The sequence below is a fragment of the Streptomyces spororaveus genome, assembly GCF_016755875.1.
Lineage (GTDB): Bacteria > Actinomycetota > Actinomycetes > Streptomycetales > Streptomycetaceae > Streptomyces > Streptomyces spororaveus.
In genome coordinates this window covers 1620294-1644620 of record NZ_BNED01000005.1, presented here as the reverse complement: position 1 = coordinate 1644620, position 24327 = coordinate 1620294, and the positions used below count along the sequence as shown (strand labels likewise).

Genomic DNA, 24327 nt, shown 5'->3' with positions numbered 1-24327 from the left:
GCGGGATTCCGCTCACCGCACCGGGGTGCGGGTGAATCGCCCGGCAGGCGCCCTGAGGCCTTCATGGGCCGATATGAGATTAAATCTGAAGTCCATGGCTTTCTGTCGCCATATGCGGCTCCGGTCCTCCGGGGAAGGGGGCTTCGTTGGCGGCCGATCAGCCTTCCCGCACGGACCGGGTGGTCTTCGGGGTCACCGCGGGACTGACCCTCGCCTTCGTCCTGTGGGGCGCCGTGGCGACGGATTCGCTGGAGAGCGTGTCGAGCAGCCTGCTCCGAGGGCTCATCCACAACGGCGGCTGGGCCTTCATGCTCGCCGCCAGCGGCTTCGTCGTCTTCGCCCTCTGGCTGGCGATCAGCCGCTACGGCCGGATCCGCCTCGGCCACGAGGACGAGGTCCCCGAATTCCGGACCGTCTCCTGGGTCGCCATGATGTTCAGCGCCGGCATGGGCATCGGGCTCATGTTCTACGGCGTGAGCGAACCCCTGGCGCACTACGGCACGCCCCCGCCCGGCACGCATCCGGTCGGCTCCGCCGAGCGGATGCAGACGGCGATGGCCACCACCCTGTTCCACTGGACGCTCCATCCCTGGGCCATCTACGCGGTCGTCGGGCTCGCCATCGCCTACAGCACCTTCCGCCGCTCCCGCCGCCAGACGATCAGTGCCGTGTTCGAGCCGCTGATCGGCGCCCGGCACGCCCACGGCTGGGCCGGCCGGGTCATCGACATCGTGGCGATCCTCGCGACCCTCTTCGGCTCCGCGGCCTCGCTCGGCCTGGGGGCCCTCCAGATCGGCAGCGGGATCAGTCAGCTGGGGTGGATGGAGTCGGTCGGCACCGCGCTCCTCGTAGCCGTCATCGCCGTCCTGACCGTCGCCTTCGTCGCCTCCGCGGTCTCCGGCGTGGAACGGGGCATCCAGTGGCTGTCCAACATCAACATGGTGCTCGCCCTGGTGCTCGTCGTGTTCGTGTTCGTCGCCGGACCGACCATCATCGTGCTCGACCTCCTGCCCACGTCCCTGGGCGCCTACCTCGGCGACCTCCCCCAGCTCATCGGCCGTACCGAGGCCACCGGCGCCGGCGAGGTCGCCCGATGGCTGGGCAGCTGGACGGTCTTCTACTGGGCCTGGTGGATCTCCTGGACCCCGTTCGTCGGCATGTTCATCGCCCGATTAGCCGCGGCCGCACCGTCCGGCAGTTCATCGGCGGTGTCATCCTCGTCCCGAGCACGGTCAGCCTGCTGTGGTTCTGCGTCTTCGGCGGCACGGCCATGAAACTCCAGGAGCGCGGCGACCTCCCCCGGGAGAGCACCCCCGAGGGACAGCTCTTCGGGTCATGATCGGTATGTGCGTGGCACTCATGCGCGACCTGCGCCGGGACCCGCTCATCATCCAGGACGAACGGGGCGAGGAAGCCGTGGCCGTGGCCGTGGCCGCGGGAGACGAAGAGTACGGGGGTGCTTTCGAGATCCGCATCGGGCCGTCCGGCGGTCCGGAGGCGGACGCGGCCCAGCGGTCCTCCGCGCCCTCACCGCCCGACGGCCCGCGCTGACGGCGAGGCCGTGCTCCGGGGTGCCGGCTCCCTCGGGCTCCCTCGTGCGGCACGTGCTTCCGGACCAGGCCTGAGAGGCCTGATCCGGAAGCGGGACCTAGCGTCCGATCAGCGGGTAGTGGTCGGAGAGGTTGGTGTAGGTGTAGGAGGTGCCCCAGCTGGAGACGGTCCAGGGTGCCGACTGCTCCTTGACCACGTTGTTCTCCCAGCCCGCGGGGCGGGCGTTGCCCTTGCGGTACAGGACGTAGTCCAGGTCCTCGCGCGGGTCGGTCGGGTAGCGGTAGTTCGCTATCGAGTTCAGCGCGGTGTCGAAGGAGTACGGGTGCCCGGTGCGGCTGTCGGAGCCGGCCAGGTCGGCGTTCGCCAGCAGGCTCGCGTACTCGGGTGTGCGCGAGTCGACGTTGAGGTCGCCCGCCACGATGACCTGCTCGTTCGCCGGGATGTTCTTCCCGTCGAGGAAGGCGTCGACGGCTCGGAACTGACGGGCGCGCATCTCCGCGGCCTCGCCCGCGCCGCAGCCCGGGTCGGTGGACTGCGCGTGCGTGCCGACCACGTGCACTTTGGTGCCGTTCACGTTCAGCACCACGTACGCGAAGCCCTTGTTGGACCACCAGTCGGCGCCGCAGGCGTCCTTGTAGACGACCTGCTCCTTGCGGACGATCGGCCACTTGCTGAGGATCGTGACGCCGCCGTCCTCCGGGGTGGTGGAGGAGTACGCGCCGCCCGTGGCGTCCCAGCCGCTCTTGCTGCGGCCCACGACCGGGGTCTGGTACGGGTACTGCGCGGCCGAGTTCGCCTTCAGCGCGTCCGAGGAGCTGTTGTCGAAGGCCTCCTGGAGCACGACCACGTCGTGGCCCTGGTAGAAGGAGGCCCTGGGGATCTCGGCGGCCCGGTGGTCCTGGCCCCAGTTCGGGTACAGGTTCTTGCTCATCAGGAACACGTTGTACGACAGGACGCTGAGCCGCGGGGCGGCGGCGGTCTCCGCGGCCGAGGCGGCGGGCGCGGTGGTGGCGGCCAGCGCGCCTGCGGCGACCGCGGCGACGGCCGTGGCGGCGGCGCGGCGCGAGCGGGGCGAGGAAAGCAGCATGGAGGTCTCCATCATTCCTGCGGGGGAAGATCGACGCCGTCATACAAGCAGCAGCAGTTACCTCTGGGTAACACCCGTGCAGAGACTTTCTGTCCGCGAGACGGCCGTCCGGTGCTCGCATACTTGTCCTATGACGAAGACGGACTCCGCCCACCCCGCCGGACCTGCGGCCACGCGCCGCACCGACCCCGAGCCGCCCCCGCCCGGCGGGGTGCTGTGGACCATCGCCGGAGACGTCAGGGCCCTGCTGATGCTGCCCGCGGCCTTCACCATGCAGGTCGCCCACCCCGCCATCGCGGCTGGCGTCGACGAGTACTCCGTCTTCCGCACCGACCCCTGGGGCCGCGGCGAGCGCTCCCTGCGCTCGGTCCAGCTGTGGGTGTACGGCGGGGAGGAGGCCGCCGAGGAGGGCCGCCGGGTGCGCCGCCTGCACAAGGACATCCAGGGCACCGACACCCGCGGCCGCCGCTACCACTCCCTGGACCCCGCCTGCTACGCCTGGGTCCACGCCACCGGCTTCCCGGTCTACCTCTACGCCGGCCGCTACCTGCTGCGCCGCTTCACCCCCGCCCAGGAGCGGCAGCTCTACCAGGAGTGGCTCCAGGTGGGACGGATCCTCGGCCTGCGCGACCGGGACATGCCGCAGAGCATCGAGGAGTACTGGCCCTACTGGACCCGGATGCTGGCCGAGGAGATCGAGCCCACGGCGGTCGCCCGCGAGCTGATCTCCACCGAGGTGAAGCTGCCTCGGCCGCAGGCCGCCTCGCCCGCCGCGCGCCTGCTGCTGCGGCTCACCTGGCCGGTGCTGCGGGCCGCCTTCCTGCGGCTGCGGGCCTTCGTCACCGTCGGCTACATGCCGCCGGAGGCCCGCGCCGCGATCGGCCTGGAGTGGAGCCCGGCCCAGGAGCGCAGGCTCCGGCGGTTCAGCACGGCCGTACGGCTCCTCGTACCGCTGCTGCCGGAGCGGCTGCGGTACCTGCCCATCGCGCGGGCGGCGCGCGCCCGTCGGCGCGCCGCCGCCCGCTGACGGGCGCGCGGCTCAGTGCTCGTCGTGCGTGTGGATCGTGTTCGTCTCCGCGATCTTCTTCCAGGACTTGGGCTCCGCGGCGGGCTTCGCCGGAGCGGACTGCTGTGAGCGGGCCGACGGCTTGGCCGCCGCCGGGTTCAGCGCCGAGGCATCCGGCTTGCCCGGGGTGTAGAGCCAGGTCTCGAAGAGCTGCGCGAGAGGCTTCTTCGAGACCTTCTCGGCGTACCGGACGAAGTCCCCGACCCTGGCGTTGCCGTAGGCCCGCTCGGTCGGCCAGCCCTTGAGGATCTCGAAGAACCTCTCGTCGCCGATCTCGTTGCGCAGCGCCTGCAGGGCGATGGCGCCACGGTCGTAGACGGCCCCGTGGAACTGGTTGTCCGGACCCGGGTCACCCGGCTTGACCTGCCAGAACGCGTCCTCGGCCGGACGCAGGGCGTAAGCCCAGTCGGCCAGTTCCCGCGCCGTGCCCTCGCCCTCCTTCTCCGACCACAGCCACTGGCTGTAGCGGGCGAAGCCCTCGTTGATCCAGATGTCCTTCCAGCCCTCGACGGAGACGCTGTCGCCGTACCACTGGTGCGCCAGCTCGTGCACGACCACCGAGACGTTGGCGCCGCTGCGGAAGGTCCCCGGGCCGTAGAACGGCCTCGTCTGGGTCTCCAGGGCGAAACCGGCGGTCACGTTCGGCACGTAACCGCCCAGCGCGTTGAAGGGGTACGGGCCGAAGACCCCCTCCAGCCACTCGGCGACCTCGCCGGTCCGCTCCACGCTGGCACGGGCCGCGCCCGCGTTGCCGCCGAGGTCCTTGCTGTACGCGTTGAGGATCGGCAGCCCGCTCGCCGTCCGGTCGGTGGTGATGTCGAACTTGCCGACGGCGAGGGTGGCCAGGTAGGTCGCCTGCGGCTTGTCGGAACGCCAGTTGTACCGGGTCCAGCCGAGCCGCGAGGTCTGGGACTGGAGCACGCCGTTGCTGATCGCCTGCGTGCCGTCGGGCACATTGACCGAGACGTCGAAGGTGGCCTTGTCCAGCGGGTGGTCGTTGCTCGGGAACCACCAGACCGCCGAGTCGGGCTCCTGCGCCGCGACCCCGCCGTCGGGCGTGCGGTGCCAGGCCGTCCAGCCGTCCACCTTCAGCTCGGAGGGCTTGCCGGCGTACTTGACGACGACGGACAGCGGGGTGTCGCGCGCCAGCGGCTTCGCGGGGGTGACCTCCAGCTCGTGCGAGCCGGACGTGGCGAACTTCGCCTTCACCCCGTTGACCCGGATCTCGCTGACCTGGAGGCCGAAGTCCAGGTTGAAGCGCGACAGGTCCTGCTTGGCGGTGGCCAGCAGGGTGGCCGTGCCCTCCAGCAGGTCCGTCTTCGGCTGGTACTGCAGGCGCAGGTCGTAGTGCGACACGTCGTATCCCCCGTTGCCGCTGGCCGGGTAGTAGGGGTCGCCGATACCCGGGGCACCCGAACCCGAGCTCGCCGCCGACGCCGGGATCACCAGCAGGAGGGAAGCGGCGAGCACGCTCGGGGCGATGACTTTGCGGTGCACGAATGGCTCCAAGTGGTAGGGGAGACAGATCGGTTCACAGAGTGGTCCAAGGCCTTGTCGCTCGACCGTATTCACCCCTGGCCGCTCAGGTCATGTCCATGGCCCCTGCTGTCACACGATCGCCATTCGGCCGTCACGCGTCCGCGGGTGGCGGGGTGCCGGCGGCGCCCGCACGGGCGCCGCCGGCCCGGCGCACCGGCCCCGGCCTGCGGTCCGGCCGCCTGCGGCACGGATCCGGCGCCACCGCCGAACGCCCCGGCCCCGCCCGGCGGATCGTCCGGATCGACACGACGCACGCGGGACCGGTCAGCGGTGTGGGAGAAGATGGAGCCGTTGGTGGCGGTGGAACGGGCCGCGCAGAGCCGGTCCTGGCGACTGCCCGGCCGCTGACACACCGCAGGCCCGTGACGGGCCCCGGGGCCGGGGCCGATATCGGTCTACCTGGCGTACCGGACAGTCGGTATCGTGCCGCGCATGACCCTTCACCCGCTCGCCGCGCGACGCTGCTGGCACGCCGCCGTCAACCCGCTGCACGCCACCGTCTACTTCTCGCCGGAGATCGCCGAGGAGTTCGCCGCCCTCGGGATAACCGACCCCGTCGCGGTCAACCTGGCGCACCGCTCCGCCGCGTTGGGCGCCGTCGGGGCCGGCGCGGTCACCGCCACCTTCTACAACTACCGCCACGAACTCGTCGCCCGGCACCTGCCCGCCGTCTGGAACACCGTCACCCCCGGCCAGGCCCTCGCCGCCCGGCTGCGCGCCGCGGACGCCGCCCTGACCCGCCTGCTCGGCGCCGACACCGTGAAGTCCCCCGAGGTGGCCGAGGCCGCCGACCTGGCGATGCGCGCCACCGAGGGCTGCACCCGGCACGCCCGCACCCTGTACGCGGCCCACGCCGACCTCCCCGTACCCGAAGAACCGCACCTGCGGCTGTGGCACGCCACCACCCTGCTGCGCGAGCACCGCGGGGACGGCCACCTCGCCGCCCTCCTCCTCGCGGGCCTGGACCCGGTCGAGGCCCTGGTCAGCCACACCGCCACCGGCAAGGGCATGACGCCGAAATGGCTCAAGCGCATGCGCGGCTGGACGCAGGACGACCTCGACGCCGCGGCCGGCCGCCTGCGCGAGCGCGGCGTGCTCGACGCCGCCGGTGAACTGACCGAGGACGGCGCGGCCCTGCGCGAGCGGCTGGAGAGCGACACCGACCGCCTCGACGCAGCCCCCTACGAGCACCTCGGCGCGGACGGACTGGCCCGCCTCACCGAGCTCGGCGGCGCCCTCGTCGTCAAGGCCGTGACCGCGGGAGCCTTCCCGAGGGACCTCACGGGCAGGGCCTGACGGGCAGGGCTCCCGCGGTCCGTCACGACCACCTGCCACAATTGGCAGCCTTCCAGTGCAAACGAAGGCAGGCGGGACCCGATCGTGACGACGTCCATCGAAGGCAGGATCGCCGAGGAGCTCGGCGTACGGGAGCGGCAGGTCAAGGCCGCCGTCGAGCTGCTCGACGGCGGCTCCACCGTGCCGTTCATCGCGCGCTACCGCAAGGAAGCGACCGAGATGCTCGACGACGCCCAGCTGCGCACGCTAGAGGAGCGGCTGCGGTATCTGCGGGAGCTGGAGGACCGCCGTGCGGCCGTCCTGGACTCCGTACGGGAGCAGGGCAAGCTCACCGACGAGCTGGCGGCGCGGATCGCCGCGGCCGACACCAAGGCACGGCTGGAGGACATCTACCTGCCCTTCAAGCCCAAGCGGCGCACCAAGGCGCAGATCGCCCGCGAGGCAGGCCTGGAGCCGCTCGCCGAGGGCCTGCTGGCCGACCCGTCCGTGGACCCGGCCGCCGCCGCGGCCGCGTTCGTGGACGCCGACAAGGGCGTCGCCGACCCGGCCGCCGCCCTGGAGGGCGCCCGGGCCATCCTCACCGAGCGGTTCGGCGAGGACGCCGACCTCATCGGTGAGCTGCGCGAGCGCATGTGGGGCCGCGGCCGGCTCGCGGCGAAGGTCCGCGAGGGCAAGGAGGAGGCGGGTGCCAAGTTCGCCGACTACTTCGACTTCGCCGAGCCGTTCACCGCGCTGCCCTCGCACCGCGTCCTCGCCATGCTGCGCGGTGAGAAGGAGGACGTCCTCGACCTCACCCTGGAACCGGAGGAGCCGGGCGAGGTGCCCGGCCCGTCCACGTACGAGGGCATGATCGCCCGTCGCTTCGGGGTGAACGACCGCGGCCGCCCCGGCGACAAATGGCTCGCCGACACCGTCCGCTGGGCCTGGCGTACGAAGATCCAGGTGCACCTCGGCATCGACCTGCGGATGCGGCTGCGCCAGGCCGCCGAGGACGAGGCCGTACGCGTCTTCGCGTCGAACCTGCGCGACCTGCTGCTCGCCGCGCCCGCCGGCACCCGGGCGACGCTCGGCCTGGACCCGGGCTTCCGTACCGGCGTGAAGGTCGCCGTCGTGGACGCGACCGGCAAGGTCGTCGCCACGGACGTGATCTACCCGCACGTGCCCGCCAACAAGTGGGACGAGTCCCTCGCCAAGCTCGCGCGTCTGGCGAAGGAGCACGCCGTCGAGCTGGTCGCCATCGGCAACGGCACCGCCTCCCGCGAGACCGACAAGCTGGCCGGGGACCTCATCACGCGCCACCCCGAGCTGAAGCTCACCAAGGTGATGGTCTCGGAGGCGGGCGCCTCCGTGTACTCGGCCTCCGCCTTCGCCTCGCAGGAACTGCCGGACATGGACGTGTCGCTGCGCGGCGCGGTCTCCATCGCCCGCCGCCTGCAGGACCCGCTCGCCGAGCTCGTCAAGATCGACCCGAAGTCCATCGGCGTCGGCCAGTACCAGCACGACCTGTCCGAGGTGAAGCTCTCGCGCTCGCTCGACGCGGTCGTCGAGGACTGTGTGAACGGCGTCGGAGTGGACGTCAACACCGCCTCCGCGCCGCTGCTTTCACGGGTGTCGGGCATCAGCGGCGGCCTCGCCGAGAACATCGTGGCCCACCGCGACGCCAACGGCCCCTTCCGCAGCCGCAAGGGGCTCAAGGACGTGGCCCGGCTCGGCCCGAAGGCGTACGAGCAGTGCGCGGGCTTCCTGCGGATCCGCGGCGGGGACGACCCGCTGGACTTCTCCAGCGTGCACCCCGAGGCCTATCCGGTGGTCCGGGGCATGGCCAAGACCGCGGGCAGCGAGGTGGCGGCCCTGATCGGCAACTCCGGTGTGCTGCGCTCGCTGCGGCCCGAGGAGTTCGTCACCGAGGCCTTCGGTCTGCCCACCGTCACGGACATCCTGCGCGAGCTGGAGAAGCCGGGCCGCGACCCGCGCCCCGCCTTCAAGACCGCCACCTTCAAGGAGGGCGTCGAGAAGATCGGAGACCTGGCCCCGGGCATGATCCTGGAGGGCGTGGTCACCAACGTGGCCGCCTTCGGCGCCTTCATCGACATCGGCGTCCACCAGGACGGCCTCGCCCACGTCTCGGCCCTGTCGAAGAACTTCGTCAAGGACCCCCGGGACGTGGTCAAGCCGGGCGACATCGTCCGCGTGAAGGTCATGGACGTGGACATCCCGCGCAAGCGGATCTCGCTGACCCTGCGGCTGGAGGACGAGGCCGGGGCGGAGCGCGGCGCGGGCGCCCCGCGCCAGCGCGAGGACCGGCGGGGCGGCGGTGGCGGCGGTGGCCGTCCGCCGCAGCAGCGCGGCGGGTCCGGTGCCCGCGAGGGCGGCCGGAACCAGGGCCAGGGACAGGGCCAGGGACAGGGCGAGCGGGGCCAGGGCGGCCAGGGCCGCCGGCAGGGTGGCGGCGCCCCCGCCCCCGCCAACAGCGCGATGGCCGACGCCCTGCGCCGTGCGGGCCTCACCTCCCCCGAGGAGCGCCGCAAGAGGTAGGAGCCGTCAAGGGTGTCTTGCAGCCACCCCAGGCGTGTCGCTCCTCGTACGGAGTGGCCGAATAGCTTCCCCACCTGGGGACTTGCCTTGCCAACTCCCGTACAAGATCTGTAGGCATGGTGGAACGCCCGTTCGTCACTCGGCGGACGGGCTTCCGCGTTCTCCCCTCAGGACCGCATTCCCCGAGGCCGCCTCGAAGGCACAGGACTACATGCCCATGCCCCCACACGCCTACCGCCGTTGCCCCGGAAAGGGTCCGAAGAGGGATCACATGCCCCACCGGCAACTCAGCATTCGCAAAAGGTGCGAGCAGATTCTCGGCCATCTGGATCTGACCCACCCCTTCTCCCTCGACGACCTGTGCCGGCGGATAGCCGAGCGGCGCGGCCGCCCCATCAGCCTCCACCCGCTCCCCAAGGAGGCGGCGGAGTCCGGGGTCTGCGGACTGTGGGTGGGCACGGCCAGCGTCGACTACGTCTTCTACGAGGCGCAGACCACCCCGCTGCACCGGGAGCACATCGTCCTCCACGAGCTCGGCCACATCCTCTTCGGCCACCACTCCCTGGAGGGGGAGGAGACCGACGGGAACGCCCCCGTGGTCCTCGGGCGCACCAACTACACCACCCGGCAGGAGCAGGAGGCGGAGATGCTCGCCAGCATGATCCGCATCCGCACGGCGAACGCGGGCCCGCGGCCGGCCACCGGCGCGCGCGGCACCCTGGCCCGGCTGGAGTCCGCCATGGGGTACGAGCGGGGCAACGATGGCAGCTGACCTGACCGCCTTCGGCAACGGGCTGGCCGTCCCCAGCGTGGTGTGCCTGTGGCTCGCCGTCCTGCTCCGCGCCCCCGGAGCCCTGCGCTCCCCCCAGCAGCGCGGCCTGTGGCTGGCCGTCGCCACCGCCGCCGCCGCGATGACCCTCAACCTCCCGGACGTCGTCTCGTACGCGATGACCCGCGGCCCGGGCTATGCCCACACGATCGGCCTCGTCCGCAACCTCATCGGGGTGCTGTCGGCCGGCGCCGTCCTCTACTTCGTGGCCGCCACCACCCGCGGCCGCAAGCTCCAACTCACCGCCTGCGTCGCCACCGTGGCCTGGCTCGCCACCCTCATCGCCCTGGACGTGGCCGCACCCGCCCACGGCACGCACACCATGCCGCCGGTCGGCGACCCGGTGCCCTCCCTCGCGTACTGGCTCGTGCTGATCTCCGCGCACGTGACCGCCAACATCGTCTGCGTGGCCCTGTGCTCGCGCTACAGCCGCCGTACCGAGAGCCGTGGTCTGGCCGCCGGGCTGCGGCTGTTCGGCCTCGGCACCGCGCTCGCCGGCCTGTTCTGGCTGGCATACCTGCTGAAGGCCCTGTTCGGCAGCACCTGGGCGATGCCCGCACTTCCGCTGCTGATGAACCTGCACGGTGTGCTGCGCGCCGCCGCGATCCTCGTGCCCACGCTGTTCACCCTCCGCCGCACCTGCGCCGACACCGCCACCGCCTGGCGGCTGTGGCCGCTGTGGCGCGACCTGGTCGAAGCGGTGCCGCACGTGGCCCTCAACAAGCCGCGCGCCTGGCGGGTGATGGAGCTGGTGTGGCCGCCGGTCCCGCGCAACCTGCTCGTGTACCGCAAGGTCATCGAGACGCGCGACGCGATCCTGATCCTGGGCGAATACGTCACCCCCGGCGCGCTGGAGCACGCCCGCGGCCAGGTCACCGGGCACGGGGTCCCCGAGCAGCGGGCCACCGCCGCCGCGCTGGCCCGCGTACTGAAGGAGGCCCGGCAGGCCAAGCTCGACGGAGCGCCCGGGCAGCCGGGCGAGGCGGCCGCGCTGGAACTGCCCGCCGCGATCCACACCTCGCAGGAGGGCGGGGACCTGGCGGACGAAGCCCGGTTCCTCGTCGACGTCGCCCAGGCGTACGCCGCCCCCGCCACCACAAGGAAGTGAAGCAGTCTTGACGACCGCAACGACCACCGTACTGATCACCGGGGCCAGCGCCGGACTGGGCGCGGCCTTCGCCCGGGGCTTCGCCGCCAAGGGCTGCGACCTGGTCCTCGTCGCCCGCGACAAGGACCGGCTCGACGCCGTCGCCGCCGGACTGGCCCGGGAGTACGGCACCGCGTCCGAGGTGCTGCCCGCCGACCTGCTGGACCCGGCGGACTGCGCGGCCGTCGCCGAACGGCTCGCCTCCCCGGCCCGCCCCGTGGACATCCTGGTCAACAACGCGGGCTTCGGACTGCCCGCGCCCTTCCCGTACAGCCCGGTCGAGGACGAGGAGCGGATGCTCGACCTGCTGGTCAAGGTCCCGCTCCGGCTCACCCACGCCCTGCTGCCGGGCCTGCGCGCACGCCGCCGCGGCGCGGTCCTCAACGTCTCCTCGGTGGCGGGACTCCTGCCGACCGGGACCTACGGGGCCGCCAAAGCCTGGATCACCGCGTTCAGCGAGTCGCTCCGGGTGGACATGGCGCCCTACGGGGTCCGGGTACTGGCCGTGGTCCCCGGCTTCACCCGCACCGAGTTCCAGGAGCGCGCGGGGATGGACGTCAGCGCGCTGCGCGACGCGGTCTGGCTGGAGCCGGAGGCCGTGGTCGCGCAGGCCCTGAAGGACCTCGCCCTGCGCCGCCCGGTCAGCATCACCGGCCGCCGCTACCGCGCCTACGCGCTGGCCGCCCGCCACCTCCCGCGGACGTTCGTCGCCGCCCGGATGGCCCGCAAGCGCCGGGCCCCGGCGGACCGGGCGGCCTGAACGGGTTCCGCGCCCGGGCCACGGACACGGCCTAGAGCTCGGTGACCTTGCCGTCCGCGACCTCCAGGCGACGGGTCACGTGCACCGCGTCCAGCATCCGGCGGTCGTGCGTGACCAGCAGGAGGGTGCCCTCGTACGCGTCGAGGGCGGACTCCAGCTGCTCGATCGCCGGGAGGTCGAGGTGGTTGGTCGGCTCGTCCAGGACCAGCAGGTTCACCCCGCGGCCCTGGAGCAGGGCCAGCGCCGCACGGGTGCGCTCGCCCGGGGAGAGCGTGGCCGCCGGGCGCAGGACGTGGGCCGCCTTGAGGCCGAACTTCGCCAGCAGGGTGCGGACTTCGGCCGGCTCGGTGTCGGGGACCGCCGCGCAGAAGGCCTCCAGCAGCGGTTCGTCGCCGAGGAACAGGCCGCGCGCCTGGTCCACCTCGCCGACCAGGACGCCGGAGCCGAGGGTGGCGGAGCCGGTGTCCGGGGTGAGCCGGCCCAGCAGGACGGCCAGGAGGGTGGACTTCCCGGCGCCGTTGGCCCCGGTGATCGCCACCCGGTCCGCCCAGTCGATCTGCAGACTGGCCGGGCCGAAGGAGAAGTCCCCGCGCCGGACGGCCGCCTCGCGCAGGGTGGCCACCACCGCGCCGGAGCGCGGGGCCGCCGCGATCTCCATGCGCAGCTCCCACTCCTTGCGGGGCTCCTCGACGACCTCCAGCCGCTCGATCGCCCGCGCCGTCTGGCGGGCCTTGGCGGCCTGCTTCTCGCTCGACTCGCCGCGCAGGTTCTTACCGATCTTGTCGTTGTCGGAAGCCTTGCGGCGGGCGTTGCGCACGCCCTTGTCCATCCAGTTGCGCTGCATCTGGGCCCGGCCCTCGAGGGCGGACTTCTTGCCCGCGTACTCCTCGAACTCCTCGCGGGCGTGGTCGCGGGCGCGCTCGCGCTCCTCCAGGTAGGAGTCGTACCCGCCGCCGTACAGATTGATCTGCTGCTGGGCGAGGTCGAGTTCGAGGACCTTGGTGACCGTCCGGGTCAGGAACTCGCGGTCGTGGCTGATCACGACCGTGCCGGCCCGCAGCCCCTTGACGAACCGCTCCAGCCGCTCCAGGCCGTCCAGGTCCAGGTCGTTGGTGGGTTCGTCGAGCAGGAAGACGTCGTAGCGGGACAGGAGCAGTGAGGCGAGACCCGCACGGGCCGCCTGGCCGCCGGAGAGCGCCGTCATGGGCAGGTCGAGGCCGACGGCGAGGCCGAGCTCGTCGGCGACCTCCTGCGCCCGCTCGTCGAGGTCGGCGCCGCCGAGGTTCAGCCACAGGTCCAGCGCGGTCGCGTACGCGTCGTCCGCGCCCGGCGTTCCGTCCACCAGGCCCTGCGTCGCCGCGTCGAGCTCGGCCTGAGCGGCAGCCACGCCCGTACGGCGGGCCAGGAACTCCCGGACCGACTCCTCGGGCCGGCGCTCCGGCTCCTGCGGGAGGTGGCCGACGGCGGCGCCGGGCGGGGAGAGCCGCAGCTCCCCGGTCTCGGGGGTGTCCAGCCCGGCGAGCAGCCGCAGCAGGGTGGACTTCCCGGCGCCGTTCACGCCGACGAGGCCGATGACGTCACCGGGGGCGACGACGAGGTCGAGATCGGCGAAGAGCGTGCGCTCACCGTGCGCGGCGGTGAGCTTCTTGGCGACGAGGGTTGCAGTCATGATGTGCCGATCCTATCCGCGCGCGGACAGGGACCCGGCATGGCCGGATAGGTGGGAAGCACGTCATTGCGGCCATCGCGGGAGCGGAACACCATGAAGCCATGTCGTCATCGCCGCGCAGCGTCCTGGTCCTCCTCTACGACGGGGTCCAGAGCCTGGACGTGACCGGGCCGGTGGAGGTGTTCGCCGCGCTCGACCGCTTTCCCGCGCGGGCCGGGTACGAGATCCGCACGGTTTCTCCCGGCGGAGCGCCCGTGCGGACCGGCAGCGGGCTGACCCTGGTGCCGGACGGGCGGCTGGAGTCCGCCCGGCCGGGGCCCGGGACGACGGTGCTGGTACCCGGGGGACGGTTCACGGGGGACTTCGAGCCCAGGCTCACGGACTGGCTCCGTACCCACGGGGACGGTGCGGAACGGCTGGTCTCCGTGTGCACGGGAGGACTGCTGCTGGCCGAGGCGGGCCTCCTGGACGGGCGGCGGGCGACGACGCACTGGTACGTCTGCGAGCAGATGGCGCGGGACTACCCGGCCGTCGCCGTCGAGCCGGACCCGATCTACGTACGGGACGGACCGGTGGCCACCTCGGCCGGGGTCACGGCGGGGATCGACCTCGCCCTGGCGCTGGTGGAGGAGGACCACGGGCGGGACGTCGCCCTGACGATCGCCCGGCACCTGGTGGTGTTCCTGCGCAGGCCCGGCAACCAGGCGCAGTTCAGTGCACAACTGGCCGCCCAGACGGCCCGGCGCGACCCGCTGCGGGACGTGCAGCAGTGGATCACCGAGCACCCCGGGGAGAGGCTGGGCGTCGAGCACCTCGCCGCCCGTGCCCGTATGTCGCCGCGGCACTTCGCACGGTCCTTCCAGGCCGAGACCGGGGTGACGCCCGGCCGGTACGTCGAACGGGTACGCGTGGAGCACGCCCGGCGGCTGCTGGAGGAGAGCGGGGAAGGGATCGCACAGATCGCCCGGGCCTGCGGATACGGGAACCCGGAGGCACTGCGCCGGGCCTTCGTGCGGACCCTCGGCCAGCCGCCCGCCGAGTACCGGCGCCGGTTCGGCCGGTCGCGCTCCTGAGGGCCGGCCCGGGCGCCCGGAGAAGAGAGAGCCGCCCCACCCGGGAGCGGCGTCGTGTTCCGACCATCGCTCCGGAGGAGCCATGCAGATCGCCGTACTGCTCTACGACCACTTCACCGCCCTCGACGCCATCGGCCCCTTCGACACCCTCGGCCGGCTGACCGGCGCCGAGGTCGTCTTCGTGTCCGAGCGGCCCGGGCCCGTCCGGACCGACAACGGGGCACTCGCGCTCGTTGCCGACAAGGGGCTCGACGAGGTCACCCGGCCCGACATCGTGGTCGTGCCGGGCGGCCCGCATCCCGACCGGGAGATGGCCAATCCCGTGGTCATGGACTGGCTGCGCACGGTCGACGCCACCACCACCTGGACCACCTCGGTGTGCACCGGGTCCCTGCTGCTGGGCGCCGCCGGGCTGCTGGAGGGCCGGCGGGCCACCAGCCACTGGCTCTACCTGGACCAGCTGCCGAAGCTCGGGGCCGAGCCCACCGGCGAGCGGGTGGTCTTCGACGGGAAGTACGTCACCGCCGCGGGGGTCTCCTCCGGGATCGACATGGGGCTGACCCTGCTCGGCCGGATCGCGGGCGACGACTTCGCCCGGGCCGTGCAGCTGATGACCGAGTACGACCCCCAGCCGCCCTACGACGCCGGCTCGCCCGAGAAGGCCCCGGCCGCCCTCGTCGCGATGATGCGGGCGAACAACATGCCCGGCTGAGGAGCGGGCCCGGCCGTCACGGGGTCCAGGTGAAGCGCGGAGCGCGGCGTTCCAGGAAGGCGGTGACGCCTTCCGCGGTGTCCTCGCTCCCGGCGGCCTGCTCCTCCCAGTAGGCGTCCCGGTCGGTCCGGCCGTCCGCGAACTCCTTGGCCGCCGCCTGCGTCAGCTGCGAGCGCGAGGCCAGGATCCGGGTGAACTCGGCCACCCGCTTGTCCAGTTGGCCCGCCGGGAGCAGTTCGTTCAGGAACCCGGCACGCAGCGCCGTCTCCGCGCCGACCAGCTCCGCGGAGTAGAGGAGGTACTTGGCCCAGCCCGGGCCGACCAGGGACGCGAGCCTGCGGGTGGAGGACGCCGGGTAGACGATGCCCAGCTTGGCCGGGGTCACCCCGAAGGAGGCCCCCTCCTCGGCGAAGCGCAGGTCGCAGGCTGCCGCCAGCTGGCTGCCGCCGCCCACGCAGAAGCCGCGGACCGCCGCGAGGGTGGGCTTGGGGAAGGCCGCCAGGGCCTCCTCGGCCGCCACGGCCAGGGCCCGGGGGTCGTCGTCGGCGGCGTCCCCGGTCAGCGAGGAGATGTCGGCGCCCGCGCAGAAGGTCGCTCCGGCTCCGGTCAGGACGAGGACCCGGACCGTCCGGTCGTCCGCGAGGCCGCCCAGCAGCTCCGGCAGGGCCCGCCACATGGCGGCGGTCATCGCGTTGCGCCGGGCGGGGTGGGAGATGACGACGGTGGCCACCCCGTCGGTGACCGTGTGCAGGAGGGTGGCGTCGTGGGCTGCGTCCATGCGCCGGATGCTATCCCGGGCGGTCATACCTATGATCAAGGGAGTCCCTCGGGGGTGCGAGGAGGTGGCACGTCCATGGGCACAGACCGTGCGGACCGTACCGGGGGAAAGATCGGCGGCCCGGAACAGCAGTGGGAGAAGAAGAAGCTCAGCCGCAGCTTCGCGCTGATGACGGGGCTCGGGGTGATCCTGGTGCTGGCCGGCCTGGTCGGCCTCGTCTACACCGGCCTGGCCACGCTCACCTCGATGTTCCTCTTCGGGTGGCTGCTGCTGATCGGCGGTGTGGTGGGCCTGCTGCTGGCCGTGCAGTCGCGCAGGAGCAACTACTTCTGGCTCGCCGTGGTCGTTGCCGCGATCAATCTCGCCGCGGGTTTCGTGATCCTGCGCCGCCCCGAGGCCAGTGCCGAGGCGCTGACCATGTTCGCCGCACTGCTCTTCCTCGTGGGCGGGGTGTTCCGGCTGGTCGGGGCCCTGGTGGTGCGTGGTTCCCACTTCGGGCTGGCGATCGTGCAGGGCGCCTTCGGGGTCCTGCTGGGCTTCCTGATCCTGGCCGGATGGCCGGGCAACAGTCTGTACGTGATCGGAACGTTCTTCTCCCTCGCCCTGCTGTTCGACGGGCTGAGCCTGGTGGCCATGGGGATGGGATCCCGGCGCATCCTGGGCTTGGTCAGGGACGACGAGGCGCCGGCGGGGGCCGCGGCGGCGGGCGGGGCGGCGGGCGGGGCGGGCGAGGCGGCCGCGAAGCGTCCCACAGAAGATCAGGAACAGTCGAACAACTGACTCTGTCATACGCCAGCGGTCAGAAAGTGTCCGATAGGCGCTGACTTCTGGTCAGCAGTCGGGTCCGGACCAGCCCGTTCCCCACTCTTGTCGCGTGGAGACGATCGAGCGTGAAGACGGGGGACGGAAGATGGATGTCAGCGGGAGCGTCCCGCCAGCCAAGGCGGGTGAGGCGGAGGCTCCGGCCGACCCCCTCGCGTACGAGGGAGTGTGGAGGTTCACCGCGCCCGCGGTTGAAGAATCCGTTCCGCAGGCCCGCCGCGCGGTGCGGGACCTCCTCGGGCGCCAGGGGGTGCCGGCCCATCAGGACCTCGTGTACTCCCTGCTCCTGATCGTCTCCGAGCTGGTGACGAACTCGGTCCGGCACGCCGCCCTGCTCTCGCCGGAGGTCGCGGTCGAGGTCGCGATCGGCCGGGAGTGGGTGCGGGTGGCCGTGGAGGACAACCACCCCTACCGCCCCAAGGCGCTGGAGGCCGACTTCGGCCAGACCGGCGGGCGCGGCCTGCTCCTGGTCCGGGAGATCACCCTGGAGGCCGGCGGGGTCTGCGACGTCGAGCACACCTCGACCGGCGGCAAGGTGATCTGGGCGGCCCTGCCGCTCGCCGCCCCGCCGACCGCAGGCTGAGCGGCGGCGGCGGGCGGAGCGGCGGACGGCGGCGGGACGGAGTACGGCGGCGGAGCGGGACGGCGTACGGGCTACCAGCCCGCGGCGTCGCCGGTCAGCTCGCGGATCGCGGGCCGCGCCGCGTCCAGCACGGTCATGAACCAGGCCGAGAAGGGTACTTCGGCGTGCCGCTTCGCCAGTTCCCCGGCGGTGACGAAGGCGGTGTCCTCCACCTCCTCCGGATCCGGCCGTACGACGGTCTGCGCGAGTCCCACGAACAGGTGATTGAACTCCTGCTCCACCAGACCCGATGCGGGGTCCGGGTGGTTGTAGCGCACCGTCCCCGCCTGCGCGAGGAGCGAGGGCGACAGCCCCAGTTCCTCATGGGTCCGCCGGGCGGCCGCCGCGAACGGCGACTCCCCGGGATAGGGGTGACCGCAACAGGTGTTCGACCAGACGCCGGGGGAGTGGTACTTCCCGAGGGCCCGCTGCTGGATCAGCAGGCGGCCCTGCTCGTCGAAGAGGAACACGGAGAACGCCCGGTGCAGCTGCCCGGGTGCCTGATGGGCGGAGAGCTTCTCCGCCGTGCCGATGGTGTTGCCGGCCTCGTCGACCAGTTCGAGCAAGATCGGTTCTTGAGTACCGGTGCCGTTGGACGCGCTGTTCGCGGCGGTGGCTGGTGTGGTCGGCATACCCATCCTTCGCTTCGGACTTCGGCCTTCAGTCTGCCGTACAAAAGAGGCTTGTCCCCACTTCGGAGATCCACGCATGTCCGCCCCCCGTCGCGTGCTAGGCGACGAGGGGCGGATCACCTCGCGGGTCACCTCACATGACCTCGTGGGCGTGTCAGACGCCGAACGGGGCCGGATACCGGATCGTTCCCGCCGGCACCGGCCGGGAGGCATCGAGCACCAGCGCCATCATGGCCTCGTCCGGGACCTCGAAGGGCGCCCGGATCCCGAAGCGCGACGCCGGTACGAAGCCGAAGCGCGGGTAGTACTCAGGGTGCCCCAGGACGAGGACCAGTGACTCCCCCCGCTCCCGGGCCGCCGCCAGCAGCGCCCGTACGACGGAGCTGCCCGCGCCCGAGCGCTGCAGCTTGGGATCGGCCGCCACCGGGGCGAGCGCGAGCGCCGGGACGCCGCCGACGTAGCACCGGGTCAGCAGGGCGTGCGCCGCCACCGAACCGTCCGGGGCCTCGGCCACGTACGAAAGCCCCGGCAGCCAGGAGTCGTCGGCGCGGAGCGCGTCCACGAGGTCGGCCTCCAGCGGAGTCCCGAACGCCGCCAGATCGACCGCCCGGACGGCGGCCACGTCGTCCGCGGCCTCCGGGCGGGCGGGCCAGGCGTCGCCGTCCCCGGCGCTCACCGGGCGCAGGACGTAGCCCGTGTATCCGTACTCGTGCCCGTGGCGGGCCCGTACGCCGAGCTCCTCGCGCGTCGCGGCCAGGGCCCGCGCCATCGCCGGCCCGCCCGATCCGGACACGGTACGGACCCGCTCGGCGAGCGGGCCGTAGTACTCGGCCCAGTCGGAGTCGGGCAGCTCGTGCACGCCGAGCACCTGGTACCCGGCGGCCTGGGCGGCCGCGAGGTTGCCGGCCGTGGTGCGCAGCGCGCAGTGCGGGTCCCAGAAGGCGCGGGCCCCCGCGGACGGCTGCGCGACCGACCACTGGCACTCGGTGAGGACGAGGGTGCCGCCCGGGGCGAGCAGGCGCTTCCACCGTGCGAGCGCGGTGTCGAAGCCGAGGATGTAGGCGGAGCCCTCGGCCCAGACGAGGTCGAAGGAGCCGTCCTCGAAGCCCTCGTGCGGGAGCGCGCCCATGTCCGCCTGCACCGTGCGGATCCGGTCGGTGAGCCCGCGGGCCGCGGCGGCCGCACGGAGTTCGCCCAGGAACGGGGCGTGCAGGTCTGCGGCGGTCACCTCGGCGCCGGCCGTCCCGGCCGCGCCCGCCTCGGCGGCGAGCAGCAGGGCGCTGCGGCCCGGGCCGCAGCCCAGGTCCAGGACGCGCGGCCGCTCGGGCAGCGGTCCGCACAGGGACAACAGGTGGCGGGTGCTCGCGTCGGAGCCCGGGGCCTGCCGGGGCAGGCCGTGGTGCAGGGCGAAGAAGGCGTGCGTGAAGTCGTCGGCGCCGTCGAGGTCGACGGTGTCGCCGGAGGAATTGCTGTCGGTCAACGTGAACCCTAGGAACGGGGGCTCCGGCCGACGAGGCCCAGCTGTGTGATCAGGCCCGGCCGGATGCCCGGAAGGAAGGGGAGATGTACCGGAGTTCGCCGCGCATGGCAGCGACCACTACGACGGTCATCGACCCACCTCTTTCCACTCGGCACGTTCAGGGGCGTGTCCACCGTAACATCCGGGCCGTTTGTGGTACGGCGCCGTGATCGTCAATGATGATCGGAACCCGGCCCTGGGCCCGGATATTCGGCTTATCAGGGCGTAAACGGGTGGTGAACCCCTGCTTCCATTCATCCGATAGCCTCTGCCGACGTGCTGCCGCCCCATAAGGGCGCGCGTTCGGAATCCGTTACAAGGAGTGAGTTCGTCTGCCGACCGTCATCCTCACCGGCCTGCCGGTCCCCGGATCACCGCTCGCGGACGAGCTGCGCTCCCTCGGTTTCGACGTCCGCCCGGCCGCCGGACCCCAGGACGCCGCCGCCGCGCTCACGGGCGTACCCGCCGACCAGCGGGTGGCCGTCGTGGACAGCGCCTTCGTCGGGCACGTGCACGCGCTGCGCCTCGCGCTGACCGACCCGCGCTTCGACGCCTGCGCCGTCACCGGTGCCCTCGCCGTCCAGGCCGGGGCCCGCGGTGCCCTCGACAAGGCCGCCGCCGAGGCCGCCTCCGCGGGTACCGACGGGGCCGCCCCGTACGCGGACCGGCTCGCGGCCGCGGTCGAGGCCGCCGGGACCACCGTCCAGCGCCCCGAACTGGGCACGCTCGTCGCCGCCGTCCCCACCACCGGGGCGGACCGGGACGCGGCGACCGCCGCCGTCGCCGCCGTCGACGACGAGGCCGTACGCCTGCGCACCGCCGTGAAGTCCCGCGACGGCTTCTTCACCACCTTCTTCATCAGCCCGTACTCGCGCTACATCGCCCGCTGGTGCGCGCGCCGCGGCCTGACCCCGAACCAGGTCACCACCGCCTCGCTGATCACCGCGCTGATCGCGGCCGGCTGCGCCGCCACGGGCGAGCGCTGGGGTTACGTGGCGGCCGGTGTGCTGCTCCTCGTCTCCTTCGTACTGGACTGCACCGACGGGCAGCTCGCCCGTTACTCGCTCCAGTACTCGACGATGGGCGCCTGGCTCGACGCCACCTTCGACCGCGCGAAGGAGTACGCCTTCTACGCGGGCCTCGCGCTCGGCGCGGCCCGCAACGGCGACGACGTCTGGGCCCTGGCCGTCGGCTCCATGATCCTCATGACCTGCCGGCACGTCGTGGACTTCTCCTTCAACGAGGCCAACCACGACGCCACCGCCAACACCAGCCCCACGGCCGCCCTGTCCGGCCGGCTCGACAGCGTCGGCTGGACCGTGTGGGTCCGCCGGATGATCATCCTCCCGATCGGTGAGCGCTGGGCGATGATCGCGGTCCTGACCGCCTTCACCACCCCCCGGATCGTCTTCTACGCCCTGCTGATCGGCTGCGCCTTCGGCGCGCTCTACACCACCGCCGGGCGGGTCCTGCGCTCCCTGACGCGCAAGGCCACCCGCACCGACCGGGCGGCCCAGGCGCTGGCCGACCTGGCCGACTCGGGCCCGCTCGCCGAGCTCCAGGCCCGGCTGCTGCGCGGCCGCGCCGGATCCTTCGGCTCCGTGTACGTGGCGGCCCTCGGCACCCTGGTGATGATCGCGGGCGCCGTCTTCCTGCCGTTCGGCGACCCCAGGCTGATCGCCGTCGCGGTGATCTATGTCATGGCGGCCGGCCTCGCCGTCGCCGCGCCGCTCAAGGGCGCCCTTGACTGGCTGATCCCGCCGCTGTTCCGGGCGGCCGAATACGTGACGGTTCTCGCGCTCGCCGTCAAGGCGGACGTCCCCGGGGCCCTCCCCGCGGCATTCGGCCTGATCGCGGCGGTCGCCTACCATCACTACGACACGGTGTACCGCATCCGCGGTGGCACCGGCGCGCCCCCGCACTGGCTGGTGCGGACGATCGGCGGCCACGAAGGCCGGGTCCTGCTGATCACGGTCCTGGCGGCCGTCCTCGTATCGCGCGAAGCGGACTTCCCCGTCGCGCTCACGGTCACGGCCGTGTTCGTGGCACTCGTGGTGCTCGTGGAGAGCATCCGATTCTGGGTCTCCTCCGGAGCACCCGCCGTACATGACGAAGGAGAACCAGCATGATCGGCCTTGTACTCGCTGCCGGTGCCGGACGCCGTCTGCGTCCCTACACCGACACCCTGCCCAAGGCGCTCGTGCCGGTCGGCCCCGAGGGTGACGAGGAGAGCCTGACGGTTCTCGACCTGACCCTGGGCAACTTCGCCGAGGTCGGCCTCACCGAGGTCGCCGTCGTCGTCGGCTACCGCAAGGAGGCCGTCTACGCCCGCCGGGAGGCCCTGGAGGCCAAGTACGGCGTCAAGATCACGTTGATCGACAACGACAAGGCCGAGGAGTGGAACAACGCCTACTCCCTGTGGTGCGCGCGTGACGTCCTCAAGCAGGGCGTGATCCTCGCCAACGGCGACACCGTCCACCCGGTCTCGGTCGAGCGCACCCTGCTCGCCGCCCGCGGCAACGGCCAGAAGATCATCCTCGCCCTCGACACGGTCAAGAACCTGGCCGACGAGGAGATGAAGGTCGTCACCGCCGACGGAAAGGGTGTGCAGAAGATCACCAAGCTGATGGACCCCGCCGACGCCACCGGCGAGTACATCGGTGTCACCCTCATCGAGCCCGAGGCCGCCGAGCAGCTGGCCGAGGCCCTGAAGACCACCTTCGAGCGCGACCCCGACCTCTACTACGAGGACGGCTACCAGCAGCTCGTCAACGACGGCTTCACCATCGACGTGGCCCCCATCGGCGACGTCAAGTGGGTCGAGATCGACAACCACGACGACCTCGCCAAGGGCCGGACGATCGCATGCCAGTACTGACGAGGCTCATCCCCTCGCCCGTCGTCGTCGACATCAGTCGCGGGGCGATGGACGACCTGGCCGGCCTCCTGGCCGACCAGCGGATCTCCGCCTCCGGCAAGCTGGCCATCGCGATCAGCGGAGGCTCCGGCGTGGCGCTGCGCGCCAGGCTGGAGCCCGTGCTGCCGCACGCCGACTGGTACGCCGTCGTCGACGGCACCATCGACTCCGCGGTCAAGCTGGCCGACGACATAAAGGGCCGCCGCTACGACGCCGTCGTGGGCCTGGGCGGCGGCAAGATCATCGACGTGGCCAAGTACGCCGCGGCGCGCGTCGGCCTGCCCATGGTGGCCGTCGCCACCAACCTCTCGCACGACGGCATCTGCTCGCCGGTGTCCATCCTGGACAACGACAACGGCCGCGGCTCCTACGGCGTGCCGACGCCGATCGCCATGGTGATCGACCTCGACGTGATCAAGGAAGCCCCGGTCCGGTTCATCCGCGCCGGCATCGGCGACGCGATCTCCAACATCTCGGCGATCGCCGACTGGGAGCTCTCGCACAAGATCACCGGCGAGCCCGTCGACGGCCTGGCCGCCGCCATGGCCCGTACCGCCGGCGAGTCCGTGCTGCGCCACCCCGGCGGATGCGGCGACGACGAGTTCCTCACCGTGCTCTCCGAGGCGCTGGTGCTCTCCGGCATCGCCATGTCGATCAGCGGGGACTCCCGCCCGTCGTCCGGCGCCTGCCACGAGATCAGCCACGCCTTCGACCTGCTGCACCCGGGACGCTCCGCGCTCCACGGCGAGCAGGTCGGCATCGGTGCCGCCTTCGCGATGCACCTGCGCGGGGCCGCCGAGCAGTCGGGCCTCTTCGTCGAGGTGCTGCGCCGGCACGGCCTGCCGGTCGGGCCCGAGGAGATCGGCTTCAGCGTCGACGAGTTCGTCGCGGCCGTCGAGTACGCCCCCCAGACCCGCCCGGGACGCTTCACGATCCTGGAGCACCTCAACCTGTCCGCAGCCGAGATCAGGGACGCATACGCCGACTATGCCAAGACCATCCGTAGCTGAACTGAGGCCCGTCGTCCACCCCGCGGGTGTGAAGGACCGGGTCAGCGGCGAGCACTGGGGCGGGCGCCTCTACATGCGCGAGATCTCCCTGCGCATCACCCGGGTCCTGGTCACCACCAAGGTCACGCCCAACCAGCTGACCTACCTGATGACGCTCGCCGGTGTCCTCGCCCTCCCGGCGCTGCTGGTGCCGGGCGTCCTCGGCGCCGTCCTCGGCGTGGTCGCCGTCCAGATGTACCTGCTGCTCGACTGCGTCGACGGCGAGGTCGCCCGCTGGAAGAAGCAGTACTCGCTCTCCGGCGTGTACCTGGACCGGGTCGGCGCCTACCTGTGCGACGCCGCGGTCCTGGTCGGCTTCGGCCTGCGCGCCGCCGACCTGTGGGGTCCCGGCGGCGCCGACTGGCTGTGGGCCTTCCTGGGCACCCTGGCCGCGCTCGGCGCCATCCTGATCAAGGCCGAGACGGACCTGGTCGGGGTCGCCCGTCACCAGGCCGGCAAGCCCGTGGTCCAGGACGCGGCCGCCGAGCCGCGCGCGAAGGGCGTGGCGCTCGCCCGCCGCGCCGCCGCCGCGCTCAAGTTCCACCGCCTGGTCCTCGGCATCGAGGCCTCGCTGCTCATCCTGGTGCTGGCCGTCGTGGACCAGGTGCAGGGCGACCTGTACTGGTCCCGCGTCGGCGTCGCCGTCCTGGCCGCCATCGCGATGCTCCAGACCGTCCTGCACCTCGTGTCGATCCTCGCGTCCAGCAGGCTCAAGTGAGTGCCC

Annotated in this window: 22 protein-coding genes and 1 pseudogene; 16 read left to right on the top strand and 7 right to left on the bottom strand. The window is 72.3% G+C overall.

The window, feature by feature from the left end; translation table 11 throughout:
* Positions 1 to 110: 110 nt before the first annotated feature.
* Positions 111 to 1333 (top strand): annotated as a pseudogene (locus Sspor_RS10210) (BCCT family transporter); the annotation flags it as partial.
* Between the two features lie 17 nt (positions 1334 to 1350).
* Positions 1351 to 1551 (top strand): hypothetical protein, encoded by a 201-nt coding sequence (locus Sspor_RS41725; RefSeq protein WP_398427068.1) that lies wholly within the window; start codon positions 1351 to 1353, stop codon positions 1549 to 1551.
* Positions 1552 to 1648: 97 nt separating this feature from the next.
* Here Sspor_RS41725 and sph read toward each other — a convergent pair whose 3' ends face one another.
* On the bottom strand, positions 1649 to 2638 hold the full coding sequence (gene sph / locus Sspor_RS10205) for a sphingomyelin phosphodiesterase (RefSeq protein WP_202198762.1): 990 nt from the start codon (positions 2636 to 2638) through the stop codon (positions 1649 to 1651).
* A 130-nt stretch (positions 2639 to 2768) separates the two neighbouring features.
* Between sph and Sspor_RS10200 the strand changes: the two genes are divergently transcribed.
* A complete protein-coding gene (locus Sspor_RS10200; RefSeq protein WP_202198761.1) occupies positions 2769 to 3665 on the top strand; it encodes an oxygenase MpaB family protein in 897 nt (298 codons plus the stop codon).
* A 12-nt stretch (positions 3666 to 3677) separates the two neighbouring features.
* Here Sspor_RS10200 and Sspor_RS10195 read toward each other — a convergent pair whose 3' ends face one another.
* Positions 3678 to 5201, bottom strand: a complete 1524-nt coding sequence (locus Sspor_RS10195) for a M1 family metallopeptidase (RefSeq protein ID WP_202198760.1) — start codon at positions 5199 to 5201, stop codon at positions 3678 to 3680.
* 474 nt (positions 5202 to 5675) lie between these two features.
* On the opposite strand from Sspor_RS10195, the gene Sspor_RS10190 reads away from it, so the two are divergent.
* From Sspor_RS10190 to Sspor_RS10170, 5 genes are all read left to right on the top strand, one after another.
* Entirely contained in the window at positions 5676 to 6539 is an 864-nt protein-coding gene (locus Sspor_RS10190; protein ID WP_202198759.1) for an SCO6745 family protein, read from the top strand.
* Positions 6540 to 6623: 84 nt separating this feature from the next.
* Positions 6624 to 9074, top strand: coding sequence for a Tex family protein (locus Sspor_RS10185; protein WP_202198758.1), 2451 nt, complete (start codon positions 6624 to 6626; stop codon positions 9072 to 9074).
* A 271-nt stretch (positions 9075 to 9345) separates the two neighbouring features.
* Entirely contained in the window at positions 9346 to 9846 is a 501-nt protein-coding gene (locus Sspor_RS10180) for an ImmA/IrrE family metallo-endopeptidase (RefSeq protein ID WP_202198757.1), read from the top strand.
* On the top strand, positions 9836 to 11011 hold the full coding sequence (locus Sspor_RS10175) for an MAB_1171c family putative transporter (protein WP_202198756.1): 1176 nt from the start codon (positions 9836 to 9838) through the stop codon (positions 11009 to 11011). Before Sspor_RS10180 ends, Sspor_RS10175 begins: the two co-directional genes overlap by 11 nt.
* A 7-nt stretch (positions 11012 to 11018) precedes the next feature.
* Positions 11019 to 11810, top strand: coding sequence for an SDR family NAD(P)-dependent oxidoreductase (locus tag Sspor_RS10170; protein ID WP_202198755.1), 792 nt, complete (start codon positions 11019 to 11021; stop codon positions 11808 to 11810).
* A 31-nt stretch (positions 11811 to 11841) separates the two neighbouring features.
* On the opposite strand, the gene Sspor_RS10165 is transcribed toward Sspor_RS10170, so the two are convergent.
* The gene (locus Sspor_RS10165; RefSeq protein WP_202198754.1) at positions 11842 to 13479 is read right to left on the bottom strand and encodes an ABC-F family ATP-binding cassette domain-containing protein; all 1638 of its coding nucleotides are present in this window, start codon (positions 13477 to 13479) and stop codon (positions 11842 to 11844) included.
* Between the two features lie 101 nt (positions 13480 to 13580).
* Here Sspor_RS10165 and Sspor_RS10160 point away from each other — a divergent pair, with 101 nt between their 5' ends.
* Both Sspor_RS10160 and Sspor_RS10155 read left to right on the top strand, forming a co-directional pair.
* Positions 13581 to 14552 (top strand): GlxA family transcriptional regulator, encoded by a 972-nt coding sequence (locus tag Sspor_RS10160; protein ID WP_202198753.1) that lies wholly within the window; start codon positions 13581 to 13583, stop codon positions 14550 to 14552.
* Positions 14553 to 14634: 82 nt separating this feature from the next.
* Positions 14635 to 15264: a DJ-1/PfpI family protein gene (locus Sspor_RS10155; protein ID WP_202198752.1), complete on the top strand. Its 630-nt coding sequence runs from the start codon at positions 14635 to 14637 to the stop codon at positions 15262 to 15264.
* Positions 15265 to 15280: 16 nt separating this feature from the next.
* Here Sspor_RS10155 and Sspor_RS10150 read toward each other — a convergent pair whose 3' ends face one another.
* Positions 15281 to 16042, bottom strand: coding sequence for an enoyl-CoA hydratase/isomerase family protein (locus Sspor_RS10150; protein WP_202198751.1), 762 nt, complete (start codon positions 16040 to 16042; stop codon positions 15281 to 15283).
* A gap of 75 nt (positions 16043 to 16117) precedes the next feature.
* On the opposite strand from Sspor_RS10150, the gene Sspor_RS10145 reads away from it, so the two are divergent.
* On the top strand, positions 16118 to 16822 hold the full coding sequence (locus Sspor_RS10145; protein ID WP_202198750.1) for an HdeD family acid-resistance protein: 705 nt from the start codon (positions 16118 to 16120) through the stop codon (positions 16820 to 16822).
* Positions 16823 to 16952: 130 nt separating this feature from the next.
* Positions 16953 to 17447, top strand: coding sequence for an ATP-binding protein (locus tag Sspor_RS10140; protein WP_237404285.1), 495 nt, complete (start codon positions 16953 to 16955; stop codon positions 17445 to 17447).
* A gap of 71 nt (positions 17448 to 17518) precedes the next feature.
* On the opposite strand, the gene idi is transcribed toward Sspor_RS10140, so the two are convergent.
* From idi to Sspor_RS40490, 3 genes are all read right to left on the bottom strand, one after another.
* Complete coding sequence (gene idi / locus Sspor_RS10135; RefSeq protein ID WP_202198748.1) at positions 17519 to 18118, bottom strand: isopentenyl-diphosphate Delta-isomerase; 600 nt, start codon at positions 18116 to 18118, stop codon at positions 17519 to 17521.
* 154 nt (positions 18119 to 18272) lie between these two features.
* Entirely contained in the window at positions 18273 to 19598 is a 1326-nt protein-coding gene (locus tag Sspor_RS10130; RefSeq protein WP_202198747.1) for a bifunctional class I SAM-dependent methyltransferase/N-acetyltransferase, read from the bottom strand.
* A 410-nt stretch (positions 19599 to 20008) separates the two neighbouring features.
* Positions 20009 to 20146: a hypothetical protein gene (locus tag Sspor_RS40490; RefSeq protein WP_237403793.1), complete on the bottom strand. Its 138-nt coding sequence runs from the start codon at positions 20144 to 20146 to the stop codon at positions 20009 to 20011.
* On the opposite strand from Sspor_RS40490, the gene Sspor_RS10125 reads away from it, so the two are divergent.
* From Sspor_RS10125 to Sspor_RS10110, 4 genes are read left to right on the top strand one after another with little or no spacing between them, the layout of a single operon-like run.
* Complete coding sequence (locus Sspor_RS10125; protein ID WP_237403792.1) at positions 20123 to 21766, top strand: DUF5941 domain-containing protein; 1644 nt, start codon at positions 20123 to 20125, stop codon at positions 21764 to 21766. The genes Sspor_RS40490 and Sspor_RS10125 overlap by 24 nt on opposite strands.
* Positions 21763 to 22515, top strand: a complete 753-nt coding sequence (locus Sspor_RS10120; protein WP_030011995.1) for a phosphocholine cytidylyltransferase family protein — start codon at positions 21763 to 21765, stop codon at positions 22513 to 22515. Before Sspor_RS10125 ends, Sspor_RS10120 begins: the two co-directional genes overlap by 4 nt.
* A complete protein-coding gene (locus tag Sspor_RS10115) occupies positions 22503 to 23564 on the top strand; it encodes an iron-containing alcohol dehydrogenase family protein (protein ID WP_202198746.1) in 1062 nt (353 codons plus the stop codon). The genes Sspor_RS10120 and Sspor_RS10115 overlap by 13 nt, the downstream gene beginning before the upstream one ends.
* Entirely contained in the window at positions 23542 to 24321 is a 780-nt protein-coding gene (locus Sspor_RS10110) for a CDP-alcohol phosphatidyltransferase family protein (protein WP_202198745.1), read from the top strand. Before Sspor_RS10115 ends, Sspor_RS10110 begins: the two co-directional genes overlap by 23 nt.
* The last annotated feature ends 6 nt before the right edge of the window (positions 24322 to 24327 follow it).

Bases quoted from the DNA above. Each gene is read 5' to 3' on its own strand.
- sph (WP_202198762.1), bottom strand. From the start codon at position 2,638: ATGCTGCTTTCCTCGCCCCGCTCGCGCCGCGCCGCCGCCACGGCCGTC.
- Sspor_RS10200 (WP_202198761.1), top strand. From the start codon at position 2,769: ATGACGAAGACGGACTCCGCCCACCCCGCCGGACCTGCGGCCACGCGC.
- Sspor_RS10190 (WP_202198759.1), top strand. From the start codon at position 5,676: ATGACCCTTCACCCGCTCGCCGCGCGACGCTGCTGGCACGCCGCCGTC.
- Sspor_RS10180 (WP_202198757.1), top strand. From the start codon at position 9,346: ATGCCCCACCGGCAACTCAGCATTCGCAAAAGGTGCGAGCAGATTCTC.
- Sspor_RS10175 (WP_202198756.1), top strand. From the start codon at position 9,836: ATGGCAGCTGACCTGACCGCCTTCGGCAACGGGCTGGCCGTCCCCAGC.
- Sspor_RS10165 (WP_202198754.1), bottom strand. From the start codon at position 13,479: ATGACTGCAACCCTCGTCGCCAAGAAGCTCACCGCCGCGCACGGTGAG.
- Sspor_RS10160 (WP_202198753.1), top strand. From the start codon at position 13,581: ATGTCGTCATCGCCGCGCAGCGTCCTGGTCCTCCTCTACGACGGGGTC.
- Sspor_RS10155 (WP_202198752.1), top strand. From the start codon at position 14,635: ATGCAGATCGCCGTACTGCTCTACGACCACTTCACCGCCCTCGACGCC.
- Sspor_RS10150 (WP_202198751.1), bottom strand. From the start codon at position 16,042: ATGGACGCAGCCCACGACGCCACCCTCCTGCACACGGTCACCGACGGG.
- Sspor_RS10145 (WP_202198750.1), top strand. From the start codon at position 16,118: ATGGGCACAGACCGTGCGGACCGTACCGGGGGAAAGATCGGCGGCCCG.
- Sspor_RS10140 (WP_237404285.1), top strand. From the start codon at position 16,953: ATGGATGTCAGCGGGAGCGTCCCGCCAGCCAAGGCGGGTGAGGCGGAG.
- idi (WP_202198748.1), bottom strand. From the start codon at position 18,118: ATGCCGACCACACCAGCCACCGCCGCGAACAGCGCGTCCAACGGCACC.
- Sspor_RS10120 (WP_030011995.1), top strand. From the start codon at position 21,763: ATGATCGGCCTTGTACTCGCTGCCGGTGCCGGACGCCGTCTGCGTCCC.
- Sspor_RS10115 (WP_202198746.1), top strand. From the start codon at position 22,503: ATGCCAGTACTGACGAGGCTCATCCCCTCGCCCGTCGTCGTCGACATC.
- Sspor_RS10110 (WP_202198745.1), top strand. From the start codon at position 23,542: ATGCCAAGACCATCCGTAGCTGAACTGAGGCCCGTCGTCCACCCCGCG.